A 21,368-nucleotide genomic window follows, 5' to 3' on the forward strand; every position below is an offset into this window, starting at 1 on the left:
CTAGCAGGGCGGCAGCGCCGTCCCCGTCGTCCCGGTCGGAGTGCCCGTCGGCGGCGGCGGGGTCGGCGAGGCCGGCACGCTGGTGCAGGTCGGCTTCGGTGCCTGGTACTGGTACACCCGCAGTGTCACGGTCTGGCCGGGGTCGTAAGCCTTGCCCGGGACGGGGTTCTCCGTCGCCACCTTGCCGTTCTTGCTCTTGTCACCGGTGATCAGAGGTGCGCCCTGGCTCACGTTGTTGAACGACGCGTTCTGCAGGGTCGTTTGCGCGTCGTCGAAAGCCTTGCCGCGGACGTCGGGCAACTTCAGCTTGCCGGTCGAGACGTCCAGCACGATGGTCGTGCCCGGGGCCACCTGGGTGAACTGCGGCGTGTGCTGGTGCAGCACGGTGCCGGCCGCGGCTTCGTTGTCGACGTTCTTCTTCGTCGCCTTCAGGTTCTTGTTGTTCAGGTCGTTCACCGCCTTGGTGTACTGCTCACCCTCGACGAAGGGGACCTGCACGGTGGCCGCCTTGAACACGCGGTAGGTAACGGGGGAACCTTCCTTCACCTCTTGGGCGGGCGCCGGATCGACGGTGCACACCTTCCCTTCGTCGACCTTCTGCCCGCCGTCGCAAGCGCCGCCGGTGCTGCCGCCGTTCTTGGGCTGGAGCTTGGCCTGGCGGATCAGCGCGTCGGCGGCTTCCGGGGTCTGGCCGATCACGCTGGGTATGGCGACGGACTTGGTGCCGTTGTTGTCCTTGCCGAGGAAGACGATGGCGTACGCGGCCGCGCCGATCACGAGCAGCAGCGCGATGACGACGGCGGCCCAGATCAACCCGGTGCGGCGGCTGTCGTCCTCTTCGGGCGGGTACTCCGTCCGCCGCAGCGCGATCGGCGGCGGCGGCGTCCGGGCGATGAACTGGGTGCGTTCGGCGTCGGTCATGATCGCCTCGGCCAGCACGGGCTGGTCGGCCAGGGCCCGTTGCAGGTCCTGGCGCATGTCGCCCGCACTCTGGTAGCGGTTCAGCTGGTTCTTCGCGAGCGCCTTCATGACGATCGAGTCGACGACCCGCGGAATCTCGGGGTTGCGGGCGGAGGGCAGCACCGGATTCTCGCGCACGTGCTGGTAGGCGACGGCAACCGGCGAGTCCCCCTGGAACGGCGGCACGCCGGTGACGAGCTCGTACATCACGCACCCGGTGGAGTAGACGTCGGACCGGGCGTCGACCGTCTCGCCGCGGGCCTGCTCGGGTGAAAGGTACTGCGCGGTGCCGATGACGTTGGCCGTCTGCGTCACGGTGGCCGAGTTGTCGGCGACGGCACGGGCGATGCCGAAGTCCATGACCTTCACCGCGCCGGCCGGCGTGATCATGATGTTCGCGGGCTTGATGTCGCGGTGGATGATGCCGTTGCGGTGGCTGAAGTCGAGGGCGGCGCACACGTCGGCCACGATCTCCATCGCGCGCCGGACCGGCAGCCGGCCTTCGCTCTTCACGATGTCGCGCAGCGTGCGGCCCTCGACGAACTCCATGACGATGAACGGCTGGGTCGTGCCGTCGGGGCCGGTGTCCTCGCCGGTGTCGTAGACCGACACGATCGACGGGTGGTTGAGGCCGGCCGCGGAGTGCGCCTCACGGCGGAACCGGTTGAGGAACGCCGGGTCCCGGGCCAGGTCGGGCCGCAGCACCTTGATCGCGACCTCGCGGTTCAGCCGCGTGTCGCGCCCTCGGTGGACCTCGGCCATGCCGCCGTAGCCGATCAACTCACCGAGCTCGTACCGTCCGCCGACGATTCTCGGCTGCGTCATTGAAGATCCTCACTGCTCATGCTCGTCATCCCTTGGGGATGTTGATCGAATCGAGGTAGGCCTCGATGACCTTCTTCGCGACCGGCCCGGCGGCCAACCCGCCCGTGGCCTCGTTGCCGGCGACGCCGGCGTTCTCCATGACCACCGCGACGGCGATCTTCGGCGAGCCCTTCACCAGGGCGAAGCCGGTGAACCACGCGTCCGGCTTGTCGTTGCTCGCGCTCGTCTGCCCGACGTCGGCGGTGCCGGTCTTGCCGGCGATCTTCACCGAATCACCGAACGCGGTGACGTTGGCCGGCCCGCCGGTGCCGGCCGGGTTGGTGACGACGCCCTCCATCATCTTGATCAGCTCCTGGTCGAGGTCGGGATCGATCACCTGACTGAGCTGCTTCGGATCGGTGGTCTTGAGCACCGTGAGGTTCGGGCGCCGTTCGGACTTCACCAGGAAGGGACGCATCAGGGTGCCGTTGTTGGCCACCGCCGCCGAGAGCATGGCCGCCTGCAACGGGGTCACGCGCACATCCCGCTGGCCGAAGGACGTCTGGGCCAGGGCCGCGTTGTCGCTGAGCACGCTGGCGGTGCCGATCGTCGAGCCGGCGACCGGGAGCGGCACGCTGAGGTCGGGGCCGTCGAAACCGAACAGCCGAGCCTGGTCCTGCAGCGCCTGCGGGCCGAGTTTCTCGACGGCCAGGGCGGCGAAGGCGGTGTTGCACGACTTGGCGAGCGCGAACGCGAGCGTCGCGGTCTTGCCGTTCTGGCACCGCTCACCTTCGAAGTTCTGCACGCACGGCGCGGAGAGGCCCGCCGGGCAGCTGCTCGTGCGCTTCGGTTCCAGCGGCCAATAGGAGTTAGGTGCCGGGATCTTGTCGTCGGCCTTGATCCCCTTCTTCACCGCGGCCGCCGAGTCGATGATCTTGAAGATGGAACCCGCCGGATAGTTCTGCCGCAGCGCCCGGTTCAGCATCGGCTCGCTCTTGTCGTTGATGTAGGCCTTGTACGCCTTGGAGATCGCGTCGGCATCGTGGCTGGCCAGCTTGTTCGGGTCGAACGACGGCGTCGACACCATCGCCAGGATGGAGCCGGTCTGCGGATCCAGCGCCACGACCGCGCCGCGCTTGAAGGAGCCGCGCCCGGACCTCATGGCGTTGTACGCGGCAGTCTGGGCGGCCTTGTTGAGCGTGAGCTCCACGCTGCCACCACGCGGATTGCGGCCGGTGAGGATGTTGCCGAGCTTGGTCGTGAACAGGTCGGCCGCGTCCCCGCTGAGAATTTGGTTCTCCGCGTCCTCGATCCCCGTCGTGCCGTAGGTGAAGGAGTAGTAGCCGGTCGCCGGCGCGTAGACCGGGCCGTTCGAGTACTTGCGTTGGTACTTGAGCTCGTCGTTGGACGCCTTCGACTGCGCGATCGGGTCGCCCTGCACCACGATCTGGCCGCGCTGGCTGGAGTACTCGTTCAGCAACACGCGACGGTTGGCGGGATCGTCGCGGTAGTGGCTGCCCTTGACGACCTGGACGAAGTTGAGGTTGACGAACAGGGCGAGGAACAGCACCGCCATCGCGATGGCGACCTTGCGGATGGGCCGGTTCATGCTGGAACCGTTTCGGGTGTGACGGTGCGGGCCGGCGGGGCCGTGGCCGGGCGGCGGGCGGCATCGGATATCCGCAGCAGCAGCGCGAGCACGGCCCAGCTGCCGATCAGCGACGAGCCGCCGTAGGACAGGAACGGCGTGGTCAGCCCCGTCTCGGGCAGCAACCGGGTCACGCCGGCGACGACCACGAACAGCTGCAGCGCGAAGAGGAACGACAACCCGACCGCGAGGAGCTTGCCGAACGCGTCACGGACCGCAAGGCCGGCCGCCATCCCGCGGGCGACCAGGATCGCGTACAGCACGAGCAGGCCGATCAGGCCGAAGAGCCCGAGCTCCTCGCCGAACGAGGAGATGATGAAATCGGTGGCCGGCAGCGGAACGAGTTCCGGATGCCCGCTCCCGAGCCCGGCGCCGAAGATGCCGCCGGTGCCGAGCCCGAACAGCGACTGCCGCAGCTGGTAGGCCGTGGCATCGAACTGCGGCGAGAACGTGTGCAGCCAGACGCTCACCCGCGTCTGGACGTTGCCGAACAGCTGGTACGAGACGTAGGCCCCGCCGGCGAACAGCAGGACACCGACGATCACCCAGCTCGAACGTTCGGTGGCCACGTACAGCAGCACGATGAACAGGCCGAAGAACAGCAGCGAGGTGCCGAGGTCGTGGCCGCGGACGAGCACCCCGATGCAGAACAACCAGACGACAAGCACCGGACCGAAGTCACGTCCGCGGGGGAAGTCGATACCGAGGAAGCGCCGGCCGGCCAGCGCGAGCACATCGCGCTTCTGCACGAGGTAGGCCGCTCCGAAGACGGTCAGCAGGATCTTGGCCAGCTCGGCCGGTTGCAGCGAGAAGCCGCCGAGCCGGATCCAGATGCGCGCCCCGTTCACCTCGCTGAAGCGCGCCGGCAACACCGCTGGCAGCAAGAGCAGGAACACGCCCGCCAGCGCCAGGGTGTACGCGTAGCGCTGCAGCACCCGGTGGTCGCGCACCATGATCAGGATGGCGAGGAACAGCAGCACGCCCAGGGCGATCCACACGACCTGCTTCGGCGCATCGGCGCTGGGGACGGGGTTGCCGTACTGCCTCGCCGCTGTCCGCGCGCCCAGGTCCAGGCGGTGGATCATGACCAGGCCCAGCCCGTTGAGCAGCACGACGATCGGTAGCAGCAACGGGTCGGCGTACGGCGCCACCCGGCGGATGACCAGGTGGGTGACGATGCCGACGACGATGGGCACCGCGGCGTAAGTCGCCAGGCGGGACGAGAAGTGGCCGTCCCGGGCGGCCTCCACCGCGGCCTCGGAGGCCACCACGATGAGCACCGCGAAGATGAGCAGCACCAGTTCGGTGGTGCGGCGGGTGGGCACGCGCCGGGCCGGTTGCAGATTGGTCATGGCACTGGCACCGGGCAGGTCGGCTCAGGCGACGGCGTCAGCGACGGGCCGAGGTCGGGAAGCGAGGGCGTCGGCGTCGTTCGCGACGGCGACCGGCGAGCGCCGGACGACGCACCGGCACGCGTGGTCGTCGCGCTGGTCGAGGGCGCCGCGGACGTCGGGGTCGAGGTCGCGGGCCGGCACGCCGGCAGCTGCTGGCTGCGCAGGTTGACGACGATGTGCTCGGCCTCGGTCTTGCTGGCTGCGGTGATTCCGTCGTGCACCTGGGAACGGACGGACGGGTTGAGGTCGGCGACCGGCAGATCGGTCACCCGATAGAGGTTGAAGAACTTCAGCGGTCCGAACTCGGTGTTGACACCGCGGAAGATCGCCACGTTGGCCCCGGCCCGGCCCACGAAGTACTGGCTCTGCGTCCATGCGTACGTACCGCCCACTGCGGCGACGATCACCGCAAGGATCGCCAGCGCCAGCAACCACGGCCGCCAGGACCGCTTCTTCTTCTTCTTCGGTCCCGGATCGGGCGCGCTGGGTGCCGGCCGAGCCATGCGAGCAGCTCGTTCGGCTGCGCTGTCGGCGCCGTCGGTCCCGGGGACGTCGGCCGCGGCCGGGTCCACGAACGCGCCGGCGATCACCGGCACGTCGTCGATGCGGTCCCCGACCTTCGCATTGACGACGTCGGCGACGATGACGGTGACGTTGTCCGGTCCACCGCCGCGCAGCGCCAGCTCGACGAGCCGGTCCGCGCATTCCTGCGGGTCCTCGATCTGCAGCGTCTCGGCGATCGTCTCGGCCGAGACGACGTCGGACAGGCCGTCGGAACAGAGCAGGTACCGATCACCCGCGCGAGCCTCACGGATCGAGACGTCGGGTTCGACGTCGGTGCCCAGCAGCGCGCGCAGGATCACCGACTTGCGCGGGTGGTCCTTCGCCTCGTCCGGCGTCAGCTTGCCGGAATCGACCAGGTACTGGACGTAGGTGTCGTCGTGGGTGATCTGGGTCAGCAGGTCGTTGCGCAGCAGGTAGGCGCGTGAGTCACCGACGTGGACCAGCCCGACCTGCGAGCCGACGAAGCGCAGGGCGGTCAGGGTCGTGCCCATGCCGTCGAGTTCCTTGCGCTGCTTCACCGCGTCCGCGATGCGGTGATTGGCCTCGACGACAGCGTCGCGCAGCCACCTCATCAGGTCGTCGATGCGGCGCTCCTCGTCGAGCGGCTCGAGGGTGCCGATGACGATCTTGCTGGCGACCTCGCCGGCGGCGTGGCCACCCATGCCGTCAGCGATCGCCAGCAGCCGGGGACCGGCGTACACCGAGTCCTCGTTGTTGCTGCGCACCAGGCCGAGGTCCGAGCGCACTGCGTACCGCAGGTAGAGAGCCACCTAAACTGTCCTGCTCTTCGCGCACGCTCTCATCGCAGCTCCAGAGCGGTCTTGCCGATCCGCAGCGCAACCCCGATCTCCATCGGGACCGGCCCGTCGACCTTGCGCTGGCCCAGGTACGTGCCGTTGGTCGAGCCCAGGTCCTCGACGACCCACATGCCGTCCTGCAGGCTGATGCGGGCGTGCCGGGTGCTGGCGTAGTCATCCTCGAGCACCAGCGTCGAGTCGTTCGCGCGGCCGATGAGCACGGGTGCCCCGGTCAGCCCGATCCGGGTCCCCTTCAGGCCACCTTCGGTGACGAGCAGATGCGTCGGCGCGCCCGGAGCCGGACGGGCCGGTACCGGAGCACCACCACTCTTGCCGCGGCGCCGTGCCGGCGGGGGCACCGCAACGCGGGGCTGGCCGCTGGTGCGCAGGTCGGTCCGGATCACGCGCATGGCAGCCAGCACGAACAGCCACAGCAGCGCAAGGAATCCGAAACGCATGAGCTGCAGCGCGAGGGCTGAGTTCACGAGTCGGCTCCCGCCCTCACGCGCGCTCCTGGTGAAAGACGATGCGCGTGTGGCCCACCCGGATCACGTCACCGTGGCGGAGCACCTGGCTGCTGATGTCGTGACCGTTGACGGTGCTGCCGTTCGTGGAACCGAGGTCGTAGGCCGTGGCGACGTTACCGTCGAACTGGACGTCGAGGTGGCGGCGGGAGATCCCCTGGTCGAGCAGTTGGAGGTCAGAATCGGTGCCCCGACCGACGACGTTGCTGCCTACCCGCAGATCGAAGCGGCGGTTGGTCTGGTCGACGATGAGCATCGTGGCGGCCGGCCGGCGCTGCTGTTGCGGCGGGGGGCCCGGCTGGTATCCCGGTCCGCCGCCCGGATAGTCCTGCCCTGGGCCCGGCTGGTACTGCGGTTGGGGCTGCGGGGGCGCGGGTGGCGCCTGGGGACCGGCCGAGGCGTAGGCGTCCTGCCGCGCCGGGTACTGCCCGAGTGGGGCGCCGGGCACGATCGGCAACGACAGCGAATCGTGCGGACGGCGCCGCGGCGGGGCGCCGGACTCCATTCGCGAGGCGACGCCGAAGACCCCGGTGTGCAGCTGCTCGTCGCGGGCGAGGTACACCTCGATGTCGCCGATCGTTTCCCACTGGTTCTCGTCGAGGTACTCCTGGACGAGTTCGGCGAGGGAATTCGTCAGCTGGTTCTCCCAGGGCGCAAGGCGTTCGTGGTCGGACGGGGACAGGGTGACGCGGTAGCGGTTCGGCGAGAGCACCCGCCCGTTACCCATCACGTTGCGCTTGTCGGCGGCTTCGCGCTGCAGGGCGGTGCCGATCTCGACCGGCTCGACCTGGCCCTTGAAGACGCGGGCGAACGCGCCGCCGACAAGGCCCTCGAGGCGGCGTTCGAACCGCTGGGCCAGGCTCACGGCGCCTCCTCCTCCTGTGGGCGTTGCAACGGACACGGACGAGCGCGCGTCGTCCGACGCGGATGGTCCGAGTCTATCGGGCACCCCTTTACTACCCGGATTGCCGTCCTCAGCTGCGTGCTACCGTTGCGGCTGCCATCAGGCGTCTTCGGACGCGAGCCGGGCAAGTGGCGGAATGGCAGACGCGCACGGTTCAGGTCCGTGTGTCCGAAAGGACGTGGGGGTTCAACTCCCCCCTTGCCCACACACACAGACATCACGCGTCGAAAAGGTGAGCTCGTTGACGACGGTCATAACCTTCGGCACCTTCGACGTGCTTCACGTCGGCCACCTGCGCATCCTGGAGCGGTCCCGCAGCCTGGGCGACCGGCTGGTGGTCGGCGTCTCCTCCGATGCCCTGAACCAGTCCAAGAAGAACCGTCAGGCCATCTTCAGCGAGTCCGAGCGGTGCGAGTTGGTGGCCGCCCTGCGCTGCGTGGACGAGGTCTTCCTCGAGGAATCGCTCGAGCGCAAGCGCGAGTACGTCCAGAAGTACGCCGCCAACGTCCTCGTCATGGGTGACGACTGGCGGGGCAAGTTCGACAGCCTGAGCGACATCTGCCGGGTCGAGTACCTGCCCCGCACTCCGTCGATCTCCACCACGGCCGTCATCGAGCACATCGCGCGGACGGCGACCAGCTGATCGACCGTCCGGTCGCGCCGCTCAGCCGGCGCCGATCGCGCGGTAGAACTCGTCGGTGGCGTCGCGGTTGTACTGCACGTAGTCGAACGGCTTGGCCGGCACCTCGCCGCGCAGGAACGCCCGCATCCCGGCGGTCAGCGCCTTGGTGTCCTTCGCCACGACCAGCCCGCTGCCTTCGGGCAGCGCCCCGCGGACGGAGTCGAAGGCGGTGCTGATGACGGGCAACCCCAGGATCAACGCTTCGAGCAGCACCATCGGCTGGCCCTCATAGTCGCTGGACAGCACGAAGCAGTCGGAGTTCGCCAGCACGACGTAGGGGTTCGGCTGGTGGCCGGCCAGGGTCACCGCCGACGCCAGCCCGAGTTCCTCGATCAGCCCCGACAGCCGCTCGAGCAGCGGCCCGTGCCCCAGGATCACCAGACGCGCGCTCGGCTCCTCCTGATGGACGACGTCGAAGGCGCGGATCAGGCGGGCGTGGTTCTTCTCCGTCGACAATCGACCCGCCGTTACGAACGTACGGACCCCCGAACCATTCGGCAGGATCTCGTGCAGGGTTGCCCGGCGTTCGATCTCGCTGACGACGGTTGCGGTGCTGAACATGGCGATGAGCTCGTCGATGCTTTCCTGCAGGCTCTGCGCCTGTCCGCTCGGGGCAGTGCGCGCCGTCCGGGCGGCGCTCGCCGACGAGCCGTACGCCAGATGCCTGATGCGCTGATAATTGATCGTATTGCGGGCATAGGTGAAGAGCTCGTCCGGCGCGGACGCGGCGAAGTTCACGCGGTTGACCTCATTGAGGGCCTCGGACACCGAAACCAGGCGGTCGGCCCGGTTGTACAGCGCGGTGACGCCGCGGACGCTGTTGCGCAGCCAGTCGCTGCGTCCGGAGTTGTTCATCTCGGCCAGCATGTCGTTGTGCAACCAGATGGAGAATGAGCCAGACGGCCGGTTTGCCAGCAGCTTCACCCAGAACGGGGAATAACCACTGAAGTCGACCACGTGGTCGAACTGCGCCTCGCCGAAACAACGTGTCCACTCGTCGCGCAACAGGTCGGCGTACCGCGTCGTGACGGCCTGGTGCTGGCGCTCGGTGCGTCGTTTCAGGGCAAGTAATGGTGTGACCTTCAGCTTGCTGCCGTTCACGCCGCCGAGACGAGGCAGCAGGCGAACCCGCGAGTTGATCAGCCCGATCAGGCGGAGCCGCGCGGGAGATGTCGTGTGCGCGAAGGTGACCGACACGTCGAACCGGTCGTGGTCGATGTTGTCGAGCAGCGACAGCGCGGATGACGTGATGCCGTTGCCGAGCATGCCGCCGAGGTGCATGAGGATCGACGTGCGCCCGTCGGCGAAGTCGGTGCGGACGTCGTACGGTGCCGTGTTGTTGCGGAAGACGAGGTCGACCACTCGCGCCGCCGCCTGGCCGTCCTCGCGAGCGCAATAGCGCTCCCGCGCGGCGACATACGCGTCGGCGTAAGCCACAGCGGGGTCCCCGGCGCCCCCGGAACCCAGATGCTTGATGTTGGTGAGCAGCTGTTCCAGGTCCCGGCACACCGGGCCCGGCCACTCGTCGGTGCCCAGGTTGAGGCCGCGATTCGCCTTGTAGTCGGCGATGTCCGGCATGTAGAACAGCACCGGGCGCCCGGTGGCGAGGAAGTCGATGAAGATTGACGAATAGTCGGTGATGAGTGCGTCGGTGACGGCCAGGACGTCGTTGGTCGGCACCGCGTTCGGCACCAGCAGTTCGCGCAGATCAGGGTCGACCTGGGCGTGCTTGTAGACCTGCTGGTGAACCTTCAGCAGCACCCGGTACTTGTCGGTGTCGATCTGCGACCGGATCGCTTCGACGCGGGCGCGCAACTGCCGGATGTCGTTGGTCGGTGCGTAGAACGAGCCCTTCCACGTCGGCGCGTACAGCAGGACCTGGTGATCGTCACCGAGGACGACGCCGTGCCGGCGCAGAGTGGCTCTCGTGCGGTCGACACCGGACTCGTCGGTGAACTGTTTGTCGATCCGGGGTGTCCCTTCTGCCACGATCTTGCCGCGGAAGATGTTCTGCATGCGGTAGGCGTCGAGGTACATCCGCGCGGTGTCCTCGTTCGGTGCGAGCAGGTAATCGGCGCTCAGGAAGTTGCGCACGATGTTGCGCGTGTCGACGGCACCCCCCGGCACGTCGTAGCCCATCGCCTTCAGCGGTGTGCCGTGCCAGGTGTTGACATAGATCTGACCCGTCCGCTTGCCGAACTGGGATGGGAACGTGGCGTTGTTGATCAGGTACTTGGCGCTGGCGAGGGCCTTGTAATAGTCGTTCGACTTGAGCTCGACGAAGCTGACGCGGGGGTTGTCGACGAATTCCGCGATGGTGTCTGTGTAGTCGGTCAGGTTGGCGAGGGCCCAGACGTGGCGCAGGTGTTGCATGTCGTCGGCCGCGAGCAGCGCCCGGAAGATCGCTTCGGGGTTGCACAGCATCCCGTTGCCCGAGAACGACTCGTACACCACGGTGTTCTCGTCGATCGGCGCGCGCCGGCTTTGCGCGATCCGCTCGTACTCGAGGGCCACGGTCGCGCGGCGCGCGAGTGCACGTGCCCTCGCCTGGGGTCCCACAGCCATCGTCCGCTCCTCCGTCAGCAGCTGCCGACGCCGAGCAGCCCTGCTATGTACACGTTCGGGCCTCCGAGCCTATACGTCGGCGAGCGACAAGCCTGACGCCCCGGATCCGCACCGGACGGTGCCCCTGGGCCGCTGGTGCTCTCAGATGGCCGACGGCTCGTCGGCCGTGCGCGCCGAGTCGGCACTGACCGCCTCGACGACGGCCAGCCGCTTTGCAAGCGCCTCCGGATCGTGCCTGCTCTCGTAGGCGTCCACGACTGCGTTGGCCTCGCCGTCGACGACGATCTTGCCCTTCTCGAGCCAGATCGCACGGTCGCACGTCTCGCGGACGACGCCGAGGCCGTGACTGACCAGAAAGACGGTCCCGGCCTCTTCGCGCAACTCGCGAATCCGGGCCTCGCTGCGACGGCGGAACTCCGCGTCGCCGGTCGAGAGCGCTTCGTCGATGAGCAGAATGTCGTGGGTCTTCGTCGCGGCGATCGCGAAGCGGAGGCGCGCAGCCATACCCGAGGAATACGTGTGCATTGGCAGCGAGATGAAATCGCCGATGCCGGCGAACTCGACTATCTGCTCGTAACGCTCGGGAATCTCGTCCTTCGGCACGCCGAGCGCGAGGCAGCCCAGTACGACGTTCCGTTCGCCGGTCATGTCGTTCATCATCGCCGCGGAAATCCCCAGCAGCGACGGTTGACCCTGGGTGTAAACGGCGCCGGCCGCCGGCGGCATCAGCCCGGCGATCGCCCGCAACAGCGTCGACTTGCCCGAGCCGTTCGGCCCGATCAGGCCGACCGCTTCTCCGCGATGTGCCACGAAGCTGACGCCGCGGACGGCATGCACCTCGCGCATTCCAGGAGCCGGCTCGCGCAGGACCAGGCGCCGAAACGCCGCCGGCGCCCCGCCCCCTTTCGACCGGCCGATGATCTTGTAGGTCAGGCGGACGTCGTCGACGACGACCGTCGGCTCGGCCAACGAGGCCGGGCCGACCCACTGCGGTGACGCGGCGGTGGATTCAGACACGTCCGTACTCCTCCTCGCCCTGCCAGAAGATGACGTATCCCACGGCCAGCATGCCGACTCCCCACGCGATCCCGAGCCCCCAGTCGAAGGTCGAGACTGGGTTGTGGGTGAGCAGGGCGTGTCGATCCAGGTTGACGAACACGGCGCCCGGGTTGATCTGCAGGGCGTCTTTGACCCACTGGCCGTGCCCCTTCGCGAACACCTTGACGCTGTACAGGATTCCCGAGGTGTACAACCACACACGGATCGCGAAGGGCAGTAGCTGCGAGGTGTCGGGCACCTTCGCCCCGATGCGGGCCAGGATGAACGCCAGCCCGAGGCAGAACATCGACTGCAGCGCCAATCCGGGGACGAGTTCGAGCCACCGCCAGCTCAGCGGCTCGCCGGTGATCAGCACGATCGGACCCAGGATGATCATGGAGTACAGCAACTGCTGGAGTGCGACCAACGTGGTCGAGATGGGAAGCACCGCGCGCGGGAAGTGCAGCGCGCGCGTCAAGGCCAGGTTGCCGGTGATCGCCCGGGCACCGGACATCACCGAAGCACTGCAGAAGCCGAAGACGAAGATGCCCACGGCCAGAAATCCGATGAAGTTGTGGACCCCGCGCCTTGTCGACAGCAGCACGCCGAAGACGAGGTAGTACACGCCGACGCTGAGGAGTGGCGTGAGCAGCTGCCAGGCCTGGCCGAGGAAGCTGCGCGAGTAACCGACCGCGTTGCTGGCCGTCGAGAACGCGGTGATGAAATGCCGCCTCTGCCACAACTGTCGCGTGTAAGCGACGATCGGCAGCCGGGCGCCGGCGCGGTGCAGGCCGTAGCGGGCCACGAGCTCTTCGACATCCACCGCCGCCTCGGCGCTTGTGGCGTCGGGAGCATCCGGCGGACGCGGCTCGGCTTCCGGTCCGGCGGAGGGAGCCAACTCGGGCATCGTCACAGCCTCACTTGTGGTCGCTGGTCGCGGAGGCGGCGCAGGAAACGCTGCTGGGCCTGGTTCAGGCGCTCGGTGAGCAACTTGTCCATCAGGTCGATGTCGACCAGTGCCGCGCCGGGTTCGGCCTGCGGCAGGAGCGCCGCCACCTCGTCGGCGAGGGCGTCGATCTCGTCCGCGTCCGCCTTCTTGTTCAGGTTCCGGAACCGTTGGAGCAGCACCGCGAGCCTAGCGGGGTCGGTCAGAAGTCCGCTCGCCTGGTCGAGCACACCGGACATGCCTTGCGGGTGCAGTGCGTCGAGCAGCGCCGCCGCCCAGCCCTCGCCGGCGCGCAACTCGTCCGAGGGGCCCAGCAGCCCGTGCCCGCGCAAAGCGTCGGTCAGCGCCTTGACCGGCTGATCGAAGGTCTCGGACTCGGCGAGGCTGCGCAAGCCATCCCGCGTCGCGGCCAGCGCTGCGATCTCGCCGTCCATCTCGTCGGCCAGGTCGCGAAGTGCCCGGGACAGCGATCCGTCGCCCACCTCGGCTCCCACGAGCCGCTCGGCAATCTTGGGCAGTGGCATGCCGGCCGCGCGCAGCCTGACCACCCGCACCAACGCGATGACGTCCTTGCTGCCGTAGCGCCGGTAGTCCGACGAGTCCCGCTCGGGCTCGGCCAGCAGGCCGATCGCGTGATAGTGGCGGACCGCCCGGGTGCTCACGCCCGCCAGGCGGGCGACGTCGCCGATCGACAGCCCGCCCGGCCGCAGGCCGGCGCCGGATCCTTCCATGACAGCACTACACACCTTGACGTAGCGTCAATGTCAAATCCGCTCCGGCACCGTCTCAGTGCGATGTCAGGTGCCCGTAAAGCCAGCGCGTGCGCGCCGACTCCGCTGAGCAGGGCGGGCCCCCGTCGGGTAGAACCACAGACTGTGGACATCATCAATACGGCCCGCCAGATCTTCGCCCGCGCCGGCTCCGAGGCTGGATACGCCGTCACGTTGCTGCAGGCCCGCGGCCCCGGCGTCGTGCTCACGCCGCCGCACAAGCTGGTCGGCACCCTGCGCGCGCTCGAGGCGTTCGGCCCGGCCGGCGGTGCCATCTCGCTGGCGGCCGCCAGTTACGGCGACCGCGCGGCGATCGTCGACGAGCTCGGGTCGGTCAGTTTCGCCGACCTGGATCGGCGCAGCAGCGCGCTGGCCAATGCCCTGCGCACCAAGGGGTTCAAGCCCAAGGACGGACTCGGCATCCTCTGCCGCAACCATCGGCACCTGTTCGAGGCCATCTTCGCTGGGGCCAAGCTCGGTGCCCGGACGCTGCTCCTGAACACCGATTTCGCCGGTCCGCAGCTCGCCGACGTCTGCGACCGCGAGGACGTCCAAGCCCTCGTCCACGACGAGGAGTTCACCAAGGTCGCCGACGCGGTCGAGCCATCCGGCGGCAAGTACGTCGCCTGGCACGACGGCGACACGCACGACGACACGCTGGAAAGCCTGATCAGGTCGGGCGGGACGTCACGGCCCCCGCGGCCCAGCGCGAAGCAGAAGATCATCTTGCTGACCAGCGGGACGACCGGAACGCCGTAGGGCGCGCCACGGGACATGGCTCTGTCGCTCGCGCTGCCGGGCGGCTACCTGTCGAAGATCCCGCTGCGCTCCGGGCGGACGGTCGTCCTGGCCGCCCCTGCGTTCCATGCATGGGGTCTGCTCAGCTCGATGCTGGCCCTGGGTCTGGGCAACACCCTCGTCATCACCCGCAGGGCCACGCCCGACTGGACCCTCGACGCCCTCGAGGAGCACAAGGCCGACGGGCTCATCACCGTGCCCATCCTCCTGTCCCGGTTGATGGACGTCGGCGAGGACAAGATCTCCGGACGCGACATCGACGCGCTGCGCGTCATCGCGGTCTCCGGATCGGCGCTCTCACCCGAACTGGCGAGTCGGACGATGGACCTGCTCGGCGACGTCGTCTACAACCTCTACGGCTCCACCGAGGTCGCCTACGCGACCATTGCCACGCCCGAAGACATGCGCGCGGCGCCCGGCACGGTGGGGCGGCCACCGCAAGGAACGACCATTAAGCTGCTCGACCCGGACGGGAACGAGGTGCCGCAGGGCGAGTCGGGCCGGATCTTCGTGGGCAGTGCCATGCAGTTCGAGGGTTACACCGGTGGGGGCAGCAAAGAGGTCGTGGCCGGGATGATGTCGACCGGCGACATGGGCCACGTCGACGAAGCCGGCCGACTGTTCGTCGACGGGCGCGACGACGACATGATCGTGTCCGGCGGTGAGAACGTCTTCCCGGCCGAGGTCGAGGAACTGCTCGGAACCTATGACGGCGTGCAAGAGGCAGCCGTCGTCGGCGTAAACGACGACGACTACGGCAAGCGCCTGCGCGCCTACGTCGTGCTGGCCGACGGCGCCGACATCGACGAGAAGACCTTGAAGGATCACGTCAAGAGCAACCTGGCCCGTTACAAGGTGCCCCGCGAGATCGTGTTCATCGACGAGATGCCCCGAAACCCGGCCGGTAAGGTCATCAAACGCGAACTGCCCGACCCCGACTGACGCACGCTTCGGTGTGCACAGGGGGTTCTGTCACGAAGGAGAGCGAGTGCATCCGTCCCAGTACGAACACATGAAGCGGGCGCTCGCCCAGTACCTGCCGCAAGGTCGACACCTGGACATCCTCGAACTGGGATCGGGCACGTCGCCCGGTCAGACCAAGACGCACCGCAGCCTGCTTACCCAGGTGGACCACAGCTACTTCGGCGTAGACGTGCGTGAGGGCAACAACATCGACGCGGTAATGACCAAGCCGTACACGATCCCGGCGAAGAGCCGCAGCCAGGACGTGGTCATCTCGGGCTCGGTGTTCGAGCACATCCCGTTCTTCTGGGCCTCCATGCTGGAGGTCGCCCGGGTATTGCGTCCCGGCGGCGTGTTCTTCATGAGTGTGCCGTCCCGAGGGCACAAGCACTCGCCCATCGACTGCTGGCGCTATTACCCAGACGGGCTGCGGGCGATGGCGGCATCGTCGCGTCTGATGTTGCTGGAATCGCACATCCACTACCCGCCGTTGACCGAGGACAACCGCCACGACTACCCCCGCATCGACATCTCCAACCATTACTGGGGTGACGCGGTCGGCGTGTTCCAGAAGCCGGAGCGCTATCCCCTCGAGATGAGTGTCGTGCGACCTGTCGTGCGTTGGTGGGCGAACCGCGCCTCCGCGTTCGGACCGCTGGGCAAGACGCCCCGGCCGCGGACGGACTGCCCGCTATAGAGGTTAGTCGCGGTCAGGCCCAGGCGACACGCATGGCAGACTAGGACCTCGTGGAGGCGACTGAAGTACGCAAACTGGCGGCGCTCGAAGACTCGCACTGGTGGTACGCGGAGCGCCGTCACCTGCTCGCCCGAGACGTCGCGCCCTTTGCGCCCGGCGTCGCGCTGGACGTGGGTGCGGCCGGCGGCGGGAACACCCGCGTGCTGCGCCGGCTCGGATGGCAGACCTGTGCCTTGGAGTACGGGGCGGACGGAGCCGAGGTCGCCGCGGAACGGGGCCTGTCAGTGGTGCGTGGCGACGCGACCGCGCTGCCGGTCCGCTCGGAATCGCTGGACCTCATCGTCGCCTACGACGTCCTGGAACACATCGTCGACGACAAGGACGCGGCGACGGAGATCTATCGGGCGCTGCGCCCCGGAGCGACCTTCCTCGTCGCCGTACCGTGCGACCCGAAACTGTGGTCGGCCCACGACGAGGCGGTCGACCACGTCCGACGCTACACGCGGGCCACGCTGTCCGAACTGCTCCTCAGCACCGGGTTCACGCTCGAGTCGCTCACGTCCTGGAACGTCCTGATGCGCCCGCTCGTCTCACTACGTCGCCGATTCAGCTCCGGCAGCGACCTCGAGGAAGTGCCGCGCTGGCTCAACTGGGCGTTGCGGGCGGTCATCACCGTCGAGCGCTACCTGCCCGTCAAGCGGCTGCCCGGGGTTACGCTGTTCGCCACTGCGCGCCGCCCCGCCTGACCCGGCCGGGGCCGCGGGTTGGTCAGCGGCGCGCGCCGGCCAGCGCCGTGGCCGACGCCTCGTCCGGCTCGGACTCCGCCGTGGCCGAGTCGTAGGCCACGAAGTAGGCCGGTCGGCCCTGCATCATGATGTAGGTCCGGCCCACGTACTCGCCCAGCAGCCCGAGGCACAACAGTTGCACGGCGCCGAACCCAGCGACCGCGGTCACGATGGACGTCCAGCCCGGCGTGGTGGACCCGACGATGTCGGCCACCACCGCGTAGCAGACCAGGGCACCGGCGACGAGGCTGCCGATCAGCCCGAACCAGGTCGCCAACCGCAGCGGCAACATCGACACCGACGTCATGCTGTCGAGCGAAAGCTGGAGCATGTGCCCCAGCGAGTACTTCGACGAGCCCGCGGCCCGGACCTCGCGCTTGTACGAGACCGTCCGGGACGGGAAGCCGAGAGCGGGAACGACGAGCCGCAGCACCCGGTGGTGTTCGGGCAGGCTGTTGACGGCATCGACGGTCGCCCGCGACATGAGACGGAAATCGCCCGCGGATCCGGGGGCATTGCCGGCGCCGATGCGACTCATGATCTTGTAGTAGGCATTGGCGGTCTGTCGCTTGAACACCGAGTCCGTCGATCGGTCGGAGCGGACCCCGTAGACGACGTCGACGCCTTCGGCCCGAGCCGTCGTGAACATCTCTTCGATGGTCTCCGGTGGATCCTGCAGGTCGGCGTCGATCGTGACGACGTAGTCGCCCCGGCTCGCGACGAGGCCGGCCGAGATGGCGGCCTGGTGGCCGGCGTTGGCGCGCAGCCGGATCACCCGCAACTCGGGCCATTCCCGGTGGTAGCGCTGGAGCAGCACCGGCGTCGCGTCGGCGCTGCCGTCATCGACGGCGACGACCTCATAGGTCGTGTCGATCCCGTCCAACACCGGGCGGAGGCGTTCGACGAGCAGCGGAAGGACGTCCATCTCGTTGTAGATGGGTACGACAACCGACAACCCCAACCGCGTCACCCGGCCAGGATAGACAATGCCGACAGCTTCCCCGGCCCGCTGCTCACATCGGACTCAGTCCGGTTTGCGCAACTGCCAGACCTCAGTGGTGGGGCCGCGGAAGCGGCGCACGGCGAGCCGATCGAGGGCGTCGGCGGCCACCGGCTTGTCGCGCCGGTCGACGAAGATCCATCGGACGTGGTCGCGGGTGTAGAGCTGGTCCAGCAGCGGCGCGGTGGGGCGGGCGAACGCGTCGTACTGCTCGTCGGAGAGCGTCTGGTCCCAGAACGGCGCGTTGCGGTAGGCCGTCTTGAGGTCCCAGGCCGAACTGACGACGCGGTCGGCGTAGCCCCAGCCACCGACGAGGGTGTGTCGCTGCGTGAGCGCCGAGGCGAGGAAGTTCCGCGCGTCGCAGGGGTGCAGGTGCCGCAATCGCACCGAGCGGTCGTAACGGCAGTACATGTTCGTCGCGACCACGTCGCCGCTGGCGCTGTGATCGTCCACCCATCGTCCGGCGGCGAAGGCGTCCCGCTGCGTGGGCAGCAACCCGCCGCGCACCAGTTTCCCAGTCGGCGGGTGAACGGCTTTGGGACTCCCCTGCACCGCGGTGATCGTGCCGTGGAACTCCAATGACATCGTGAACAACCCGGTGCCCAACAGCACGGTCACCGCGCTGAGCCAGACGAGCGGGCCGCGCGAGCGCGAGCCGCCGGCTCCGGACGTTTCCCGGCTGCCGGCGGCGGGGCGGTCCCGGCGCCGGAGCCGACCGATGGCCACCGCAGCGATCGCCGTCAGCAGGGCCAGCACCACGAGAAGCGTGACGGTCGGCGCCAACCAGTGCCAGGCCAAGGTGGTCTGCGAGATACGACCGGTGGCCCGGGTGGCCCGCTGAAGCGGGTTCTGGTCGGGCTGGAGGTAAGCGATGATTCCCGCGCTCAGCGCACCGGCCACCGCAAGGGCGGCCAACCCTAGCCCGAACCTGCGGCGCGCCACCCCTGTGCCCAGCGCCTCCCGGCAGCGTTCGGCGGCGAGGACAAGACCGCTGGCCGCTCCGACGACGCCTATCGGGTAGGCGGACAACATGAAGTAGATCTCGCTGCCGGCGGGGTGACGCATCAGCAAGGACAAGCCGAAGCCGGCGACGGCGGCACCGAGACACACCCAGCCGGCCGGATCGGCGACGCGGTACCGGACCTGGAAGAACAGTCCGAGCAGCCTCGGCAGCAGCGGCAGGATCCAGAGCAGGGTCACCGTGGCGATTCCGACCAGGGCGTAGTGCGCCGGCTGCAGCAGCGATCCCGTTCCCGGTCTGATGCTCGGGAACATCCGCGACATCCGGGCCCGGATGACACCCAGCAGCTGCAACCGGACGCCGTACGAACTGGACCCGTAAAGGGTCAGGGACGCCGCCTCGAAGACGACCAACCCGCCGACGAGGGCGATGACGCAGCGTTTCAGCACGGCCCAGTCACGTCTGAGGAGCTGTACGAACGCGGCCAGGGCGACGCCGGCGATGATCACCGGCAGCTCGGACGACTTCGATCCGGCGGTGAGTACGAACAGGGGCACCAGCAAGGCGACCGGGACGGCGCGGTCGTCCTCGGACCGGCGGAGATAGGCGAACAGTGCACCGGCCGCACCGAGACTCGCCAGCCAGCCCATCGTCTGCGGAGGACTGGCCCGCCAGTTCCGGGACAGCACACCGATCGAGGTGTCCTCGGTGGACCAGCGGCTCGCCTGACTGATGTCGACGACACCGAGCAGCAACGCTGCGACCGGACCAGCCCAGACCCGCGCCGCCAAGCGCCGAGCCACGACGGCGGCCAGCATGATTATCGCCGGCACCAGCGTGGCCGGGGCCAGGCGCAGGCTGCTGTCGAACACATCGATCCCGGTGTGCGTGACCAGGTGCGCGTCGATGGCGTACAGGAACCAGTGATACGACAGCGACGTGCCGTCCACGGGCGGGTAGGTCGGGACGAGCATGTGCCGCAGCTCGCCCACCAGATCGAGCTGGTACATGACGTCGGGGTAGTAGGACGTGCCGTGAACACCCGGGTCGACCCGGTAGGCCCGCAGGCCGGTCGACACCATCCACCCGATAGCCACCATCATCACCGCGCCGATAATGACGCTCGGCCACACGCCCCATCCGGGCGCCGGCCGGGCCAGAACCCGGCGGCGCGTTCCGGGGACGATCAAGCCGACGACCACCACGATGGGGCCCACCAAGTAGGGGCCCGGAGCGACCGGCAGAACGCGGTCGACGAACCAGCCGAGCAGGGCGACCATGCAGCCGGCGACCGCGGCCCAGGTCACGTCCTCCACCAGCGGGGCCGTGGCCCGACGAACGGCGCGCACCACGACGAAGCCCGGCGCCACGACCTCCAGCGCCAGGACGCCGATCCACCGCAGGACGTCGGCGGCCGGGCTCCCGGTGCGGACGAGGACGTAGAACCACGCCACCAGCACCACCGCGAACACCAGGCCCGACACCAACCACGGCGGGGCGGTCGTGTGCCGGTGGCTCTCCGGGCGTTCGACGACTGACGTGGCCAAAAGGATCTCCTGTCCGCAGGCCTTGGCTGGCCGGGTGAATCACAACGTAGGTGGCTGCGACCGGGACAGGCCGGGATCACTCGCTCCGCTCTCAGCGTGCGAGTGGCGGAATATCCAGCGGCTGAAGAGCACGAAACGCACCACTGTGGCCAGCGCGGTGGCGGCCAGCAACACGGCGACCTCGAGCACCCGGCCGGGATCGTGCACGAGCGCGTGCAGGATGGACAGCGCACCGCTGGTGAGCGCCGCCCCCAATGCGAACACGAGCAGGCCCTGCACGTGAGTACGGGTGCTCGTGCGCCCGGCGACCTCGAAGGTCACGCGCTTGTTGAGAACGGTGTTGGCCATGGCGGAGACCAACAGCGCGATGAGGTTGCTCACCTGGGCCCCGAGCGCCGACCGCGTCACCACGTAGATGACGAGGTACAGCCCGGTACTGGCGATGCCTACAGCCGCGAACCGGACGACTCGCCGGCGCGAGGTCGCGGCGCTGATCACCCGATGAGTCTCCCATCCTGAACGGAGGAGCCGACACATCAGGTTCGGGCCGCCGCATGATCGGTCCGAAGGTTGCCGGTCACCTCGTCGCGGCCGGAGGAAGACGGGGATGTCGAAACTACCGGACGACACCGGCCGCCGGTAATCGCCGCGCCCATCGGGCTGGTCGTCGGACACACCGTCGTCGTCGTGTGGTTCGTAGCGTGACGGTGACCGGCAGCCCGCTGTCCGACGTCGCTTCGTGGTGCGCCGCCGTCCTCGCCCCGGGAGGGTTGGTCGTCGGGTTGAGCCGCCGCGCTGTCGACCCGTCAGTCGAGGACGTGACGAGGCCCGCGCCGCCCGGTTGTCTGGTGGCGATGCTCGGTTGGTTCAGCGACCCGCGGGCGCTGGTGTCGGCCGGCGCGTTCGGCCTGGGTCCGTTGCTGGTCCTTGTCGCGCTGGCGTACCCACGGCGTGGTGGATGAGCGTGGCAAACGCGCCGCCTGCCTCCAGAGCACCGGTTGAGTCCGTGCTGCGACGCCGT

18 protein-coding genes, 1 tRNA gene and 1 pseudogene are annotated in these 21,368 nt (G+C 68.5%); 7 read left to right on the forward strand and 13 right to left on the reverse strand.

Annotation, left to right across the window (positions count from 1 at the left end; translation table 11 throughout):
* The 6 genes from pknB to ABR571_RS18890 are packed head-to-tail and all read right to left on the reverse strand — an operon-like array spanning position 1 to position 7,556.
* Positions 1–1,785, reverse strand: coding sequence for a Stk1 family PASTA domain-containing Ser/Thr kinase (gene pknB / locus ABR571_RS18865; protein WP_409454754.1), 1,785 nt, complete (start codon positions 1,783–1,785; stop codon positions 1–3).
* Positions 1,786–1,810: 25 nt separating this feature from the next.
* Positions 1,811–3,373 (reverse strand): peptidoglycan D,D-transpeptidase FtsI family protein, encoded by a 1,563-nt coding sequence (locus tag ABR571_RS18870; RefSeq protein WP_409454755.1) that lies wholly within the window; start codon positions 3,371–3,373, stop codon positions 1,811–1,813.
* A complete protein-coding gene (locus ABR571_RS18875; protein WP_409454756.1) occupies positions 3,370–4,764 on the reverse strand; it encodes an FtsW/RodA/SpoVE family cell cycle protein in 1,395 nt (464 codons plus the stop codon). The genes ABR571_RS18870 and ABR571_RS18875 overlap by 4 nt, the downstream gene beginning before the upstream one ends.
* Positions 4,761–6,140, reverse strand: a complete 1,380-nt coding sequence (locus ABR571_RS18880) for a Stp1/IreP family PP2C-type Ser/Thr phosphatase (RefSeq protein ID WP_409454757.1) — start codon at positions 6,138–6,140, stop codon at positions 4,761–4,763. Before ABR571_RS18880 ends, ABR571_RS18875 begins: the two co-directional genes overlap by 4 nt.
* A gap of 29 nt (positions 6,141–6,169) precedes the next feature.
* Positions 6,170–6,625, reverse strand: coding sequence for an FHA domain-containing protein (locus ABR571_RS18885; RefSeq protein WP_409454775.1), 456 nt, complete (start codon positions 6,623–6,625; stop codon positions 6,170–6,172).
* Between the two features lie 43 nt (positions 6,626–6,668).
* The gene (locus tag ABR571_RS18890) at positions 6,669–7,556 is read right to left on the reverse strand and encodes an FhaA domain-containing protein (protein ID WP_409454758.1); all 888 of its coding nucleotides are present in this window, start codon (positions 7,554–7,556) and stop codon (positions 6,669–6,671) included.
* Between the two features lie 161 nt (positions 7,557–7,717).
* Between ABR571_RS18890 and ABR571_RS18895 the strand changes: the two genes are divergently transcribed.
* Both ABR571_RS18895 and ABR571_RS18900 read left to right on the forward strand, forming a co-directional pair.
* Positions 7,718–7,800 (forward strand) — tRNA-Leu (locus ABR571_RS18895).
* A 36-nt stretch (positions 7,801–7,836) separates the two neighbouring features.
* The gene (locus ABR571_RS18900) at positions 7,837–8,238 is read left to right on the forward strand and encodes an adenylyltransferase/cytidyltransferase family protein (RefSeq protein WP_409454759.1); all 402 of its coding nucleotides are present in this window, start codon (positions 7,837–7,839) and stop codon (positions 8,236–8,238) included.
* A gap of 21 nt (positions 8,239–8,259) precedes the next feature.
* On the opposite strand, the gene ABR571_RS18905 is transcribed toward ABR571_RS18900, so the two are convergent.
* The 4 genes from ABR571_RS18905 to ABR571_RS18920 all read right to left on the reverse strand — a co-directional run bounded on the left by ABR571_RS18905 (position 8,260) and on the right by ABR571_RS18920 (position 13,557).
* Entirely contained in the window at positions 8,260–10,842 is a 2,583-nt protein-coding gene (locus tag ABR571_RS18905) for a CDP-glycerol glycerophosphotransferase family protein (protein WP_409454760.1), read from the reverse strand.
* A gap of 141 nt (positions 10,843–10,983) precedes the next feature.
* The gene (locus ABR571_RS18910) at positions 10,984–11,859 is read right to left on the reverse strand and encodes an ABC transporter ATP-binding protein (RefSeq protein ID WP_409454761.1); all 876 of its coding nucleotides are present in this window, start codon (positions 11,857–11,859) and stop codon (positions 10,984–10,986) included.
* On the reverse strand, positions 11,852–12,787 hold the full coding sequence (locus ABR571_RS18915; protein WP_409454762.1) for an ABC transporter permease: 936 nt from the start codon (positions 12,785–12,787) through the stop codon (positions 11,852–11,854). The genes ABR571_RS18910 and ABR571_RS18915 overlap by 8 nt, the downstream gene beginning before the upstream one ends.
* Positions 12,788–12,789: 2 nt before the next feature.
* Positions 12,790–13,557, reverse strand: a complete 768-nt coding sequence (locus ABR571_RS18920) for a MerR family DNA-binding transcriptional regulator (protein ID WP_409454763.1) — start codon at positions 13,555–13,557, stop codon at positions 12,790–12,792.
* 240 nt (positions 13,558–13,797) lie between these two features.
* Between ABR571_RS18920 and ABR571_RS18925 the strand changes: the two are divergent.
* The 4 genes and pseudogenes from ABR571_RS18925 to ABR571_RS18940 all read left to right on the forward strand — a co-directional run.
* Positions 13,798–14,922 (forward strand): annotated as a pseudogene (locus ABR571_RS18925) (AMP-binding protein); the annotation flags it as partial.
* 117 nt (positions 14,923–15,039) lie between these two features.
* Positions 15,040–15,336, forward strand: coding sequence for an AMP-binding enzyme (locus ABR571_RS18930; RefSeq protein ID WP_409454776.1), 297 nt, complete (start codon positions 15,040–15,042; stop codon positions 15,334–15,336).
* Positions 15,337–15,382: 46 nt separating this feature from the next.
* Positions 15,383–16,054 (forward strand): class I SAM-dependent methyltransferase, encoded by a 672-nt coding sequence (locus ABR571_RS18935; protein WP_409454764.1) that lies wholly within the window; start codon positions 15,383–15,385, stop codon positions 16,052–16,054.
* Between the two features lie 50 nt (positions 16,055–16,104).
* Positions 16,105–16,800: a class I SAM-dependent methyltransferase gene (locus ABR571_RS18940; RefSeq protein ID WP_409454765.1), complete on the forward strand. Its 696-nt coding sequence runs from the start codon at positions 16,105–16,107 to the stop codon at positions 16,798–16,800.
* Positions 16,801–16,822: 22 nt separating this feature from the next.
* Here ABR571_RS18940 and ABR571_RS18945 read toward each other — a convergent pair whose 3' ends face one another.
* The 3 genes from ABR571_RS18945 to ABR571_RS18955 all read right to left on the reverse strand — a co-directional run bounded on the left by ABR571_RS18945 (position 16,823) and on the right by ABR571_RS18955 (position 20,845).
* On the reverse strand, positions 16,823–17,764 hold the full coding sequence (locus ABR571_RS18945; protein ID WP_409454777.1) for a glycosyltransferase family 2 protein: 942 nt from the start codon (positions 17,762–17,764) through the stop codon (positions 16,823–16,825).
* Positions 17,765–17,863: 99 nt separating this feature from the next.
* On the reverse strand, positions 17,864–20,347 hold the full coding sequence (locus ABR571_RS18950) for a hypothetical protein (protein WP_409454766.1): 2,484 nt from the start codon (positions 20,345–20,347) through the stop codon (positions 17,864–17,866).
* 39 nt (positions 20,348–20,386) lie between these two features.
* Entirely contained in the window at positions 20,387–20,845 is a 459-nt protein-coding gene (locus ABR571_RS18955; protein WP_409454767.1) for a GtrA family protein, read from the reverse strand.
* Positions 20,846–21,048: 203 nt separating this feature from the next.
* On the opposite strand from ABR571_RS18955, the gene ABR571_RS18960 reads away from it, so the two are divergent.
* On the forward strand, positions 21,049–21,309 hold the full coding sequence (locus tag ABR571_RS18960) for a hypothetical protein (RefSeq protein WP_409454768.1): 261 nt from the start codon (positions 21,049–21,051) through the stop codon (positions 21,307–21,309).
* Positions 21,310–21,368 lie beyond the last annotated feature (59 nt).

It is taken from the genome of Jatrophihabitans sp. (genome assembly GCF_046262535.1).
GTDB lineage: Bacteria > Actinomycetota > Actinomycetes > Mycobacteriales > Jatrophihabitantaceae > Jatrophihabitans.

Bases quoted from the DNA above. Each gene is read 5' to 3' on its own strand.
- pknB (WP_409454754.1), bottom strand. From the start codon at position 1,785: ATGACGCAGCCGAGAATCGTCGGCGGACGGTACGAGCTCGGTGAGTTG.
- ABR571_RS18870 (WP_409454755.1), bottom strand. From the start codon at position 3,373: ATGAACCGGCCCATCCGCAAGGTCGCCATCGCGATGGCGGTGCTGTTC.
- ABR571_RS18875 (WP_409454756.1), bottom strand. From the start codon at position 4,764: ATGACCAATCTGCAACCGGCCCGGCGCGTGCCCACCCGCCGCACCACC.
- ABR571_RS18885 (WP_409454775.1), bottom strand. From the start codon at position 6,625: ATGCGTTTCGGATTCCTTGCGCTGCTGTGGCTGTTCGTGCTGGCTGCC.
- ABR571_RS18905 (WP_409454760.1), bottom strand. From the start codon at position 10,842: ATGGCTGTGGGACCCCAGGCGAGGGCACGTGCACTCGCGCGCCGCGCG.
- ABR571_RS18915 (WP_409454762.1), bottom strand. From the start codon at position 12,787: ATGCCCGAGTTGGCTCCCTCCGCCGGACCGGAAGCCGAGCCGCGTCCG.
- ABR571_RS18920 (WP_409454763.1), bottom strand. From the start codon at position 13,557: ATGGAAGGATCCGGCGCCGGCCTGCGGCCGGGCGGGCTGTCGATCGGC.
- ABR571_RS18930 (WP_409454776.1), top strand. From the start codon at position 15,040: ATGATCGTGTCCGGCGGTGAGAACGTCTTCCCGGCCGAGGTCGAGGAA.
- ABR571_RS18945 (WP_409454777.1), bottom strand. From the start codon at position 17,764: ATGGACGTCCTTCCGCTGCTCGTCGAACGCCTCCGCCCGGTGTTGGAC.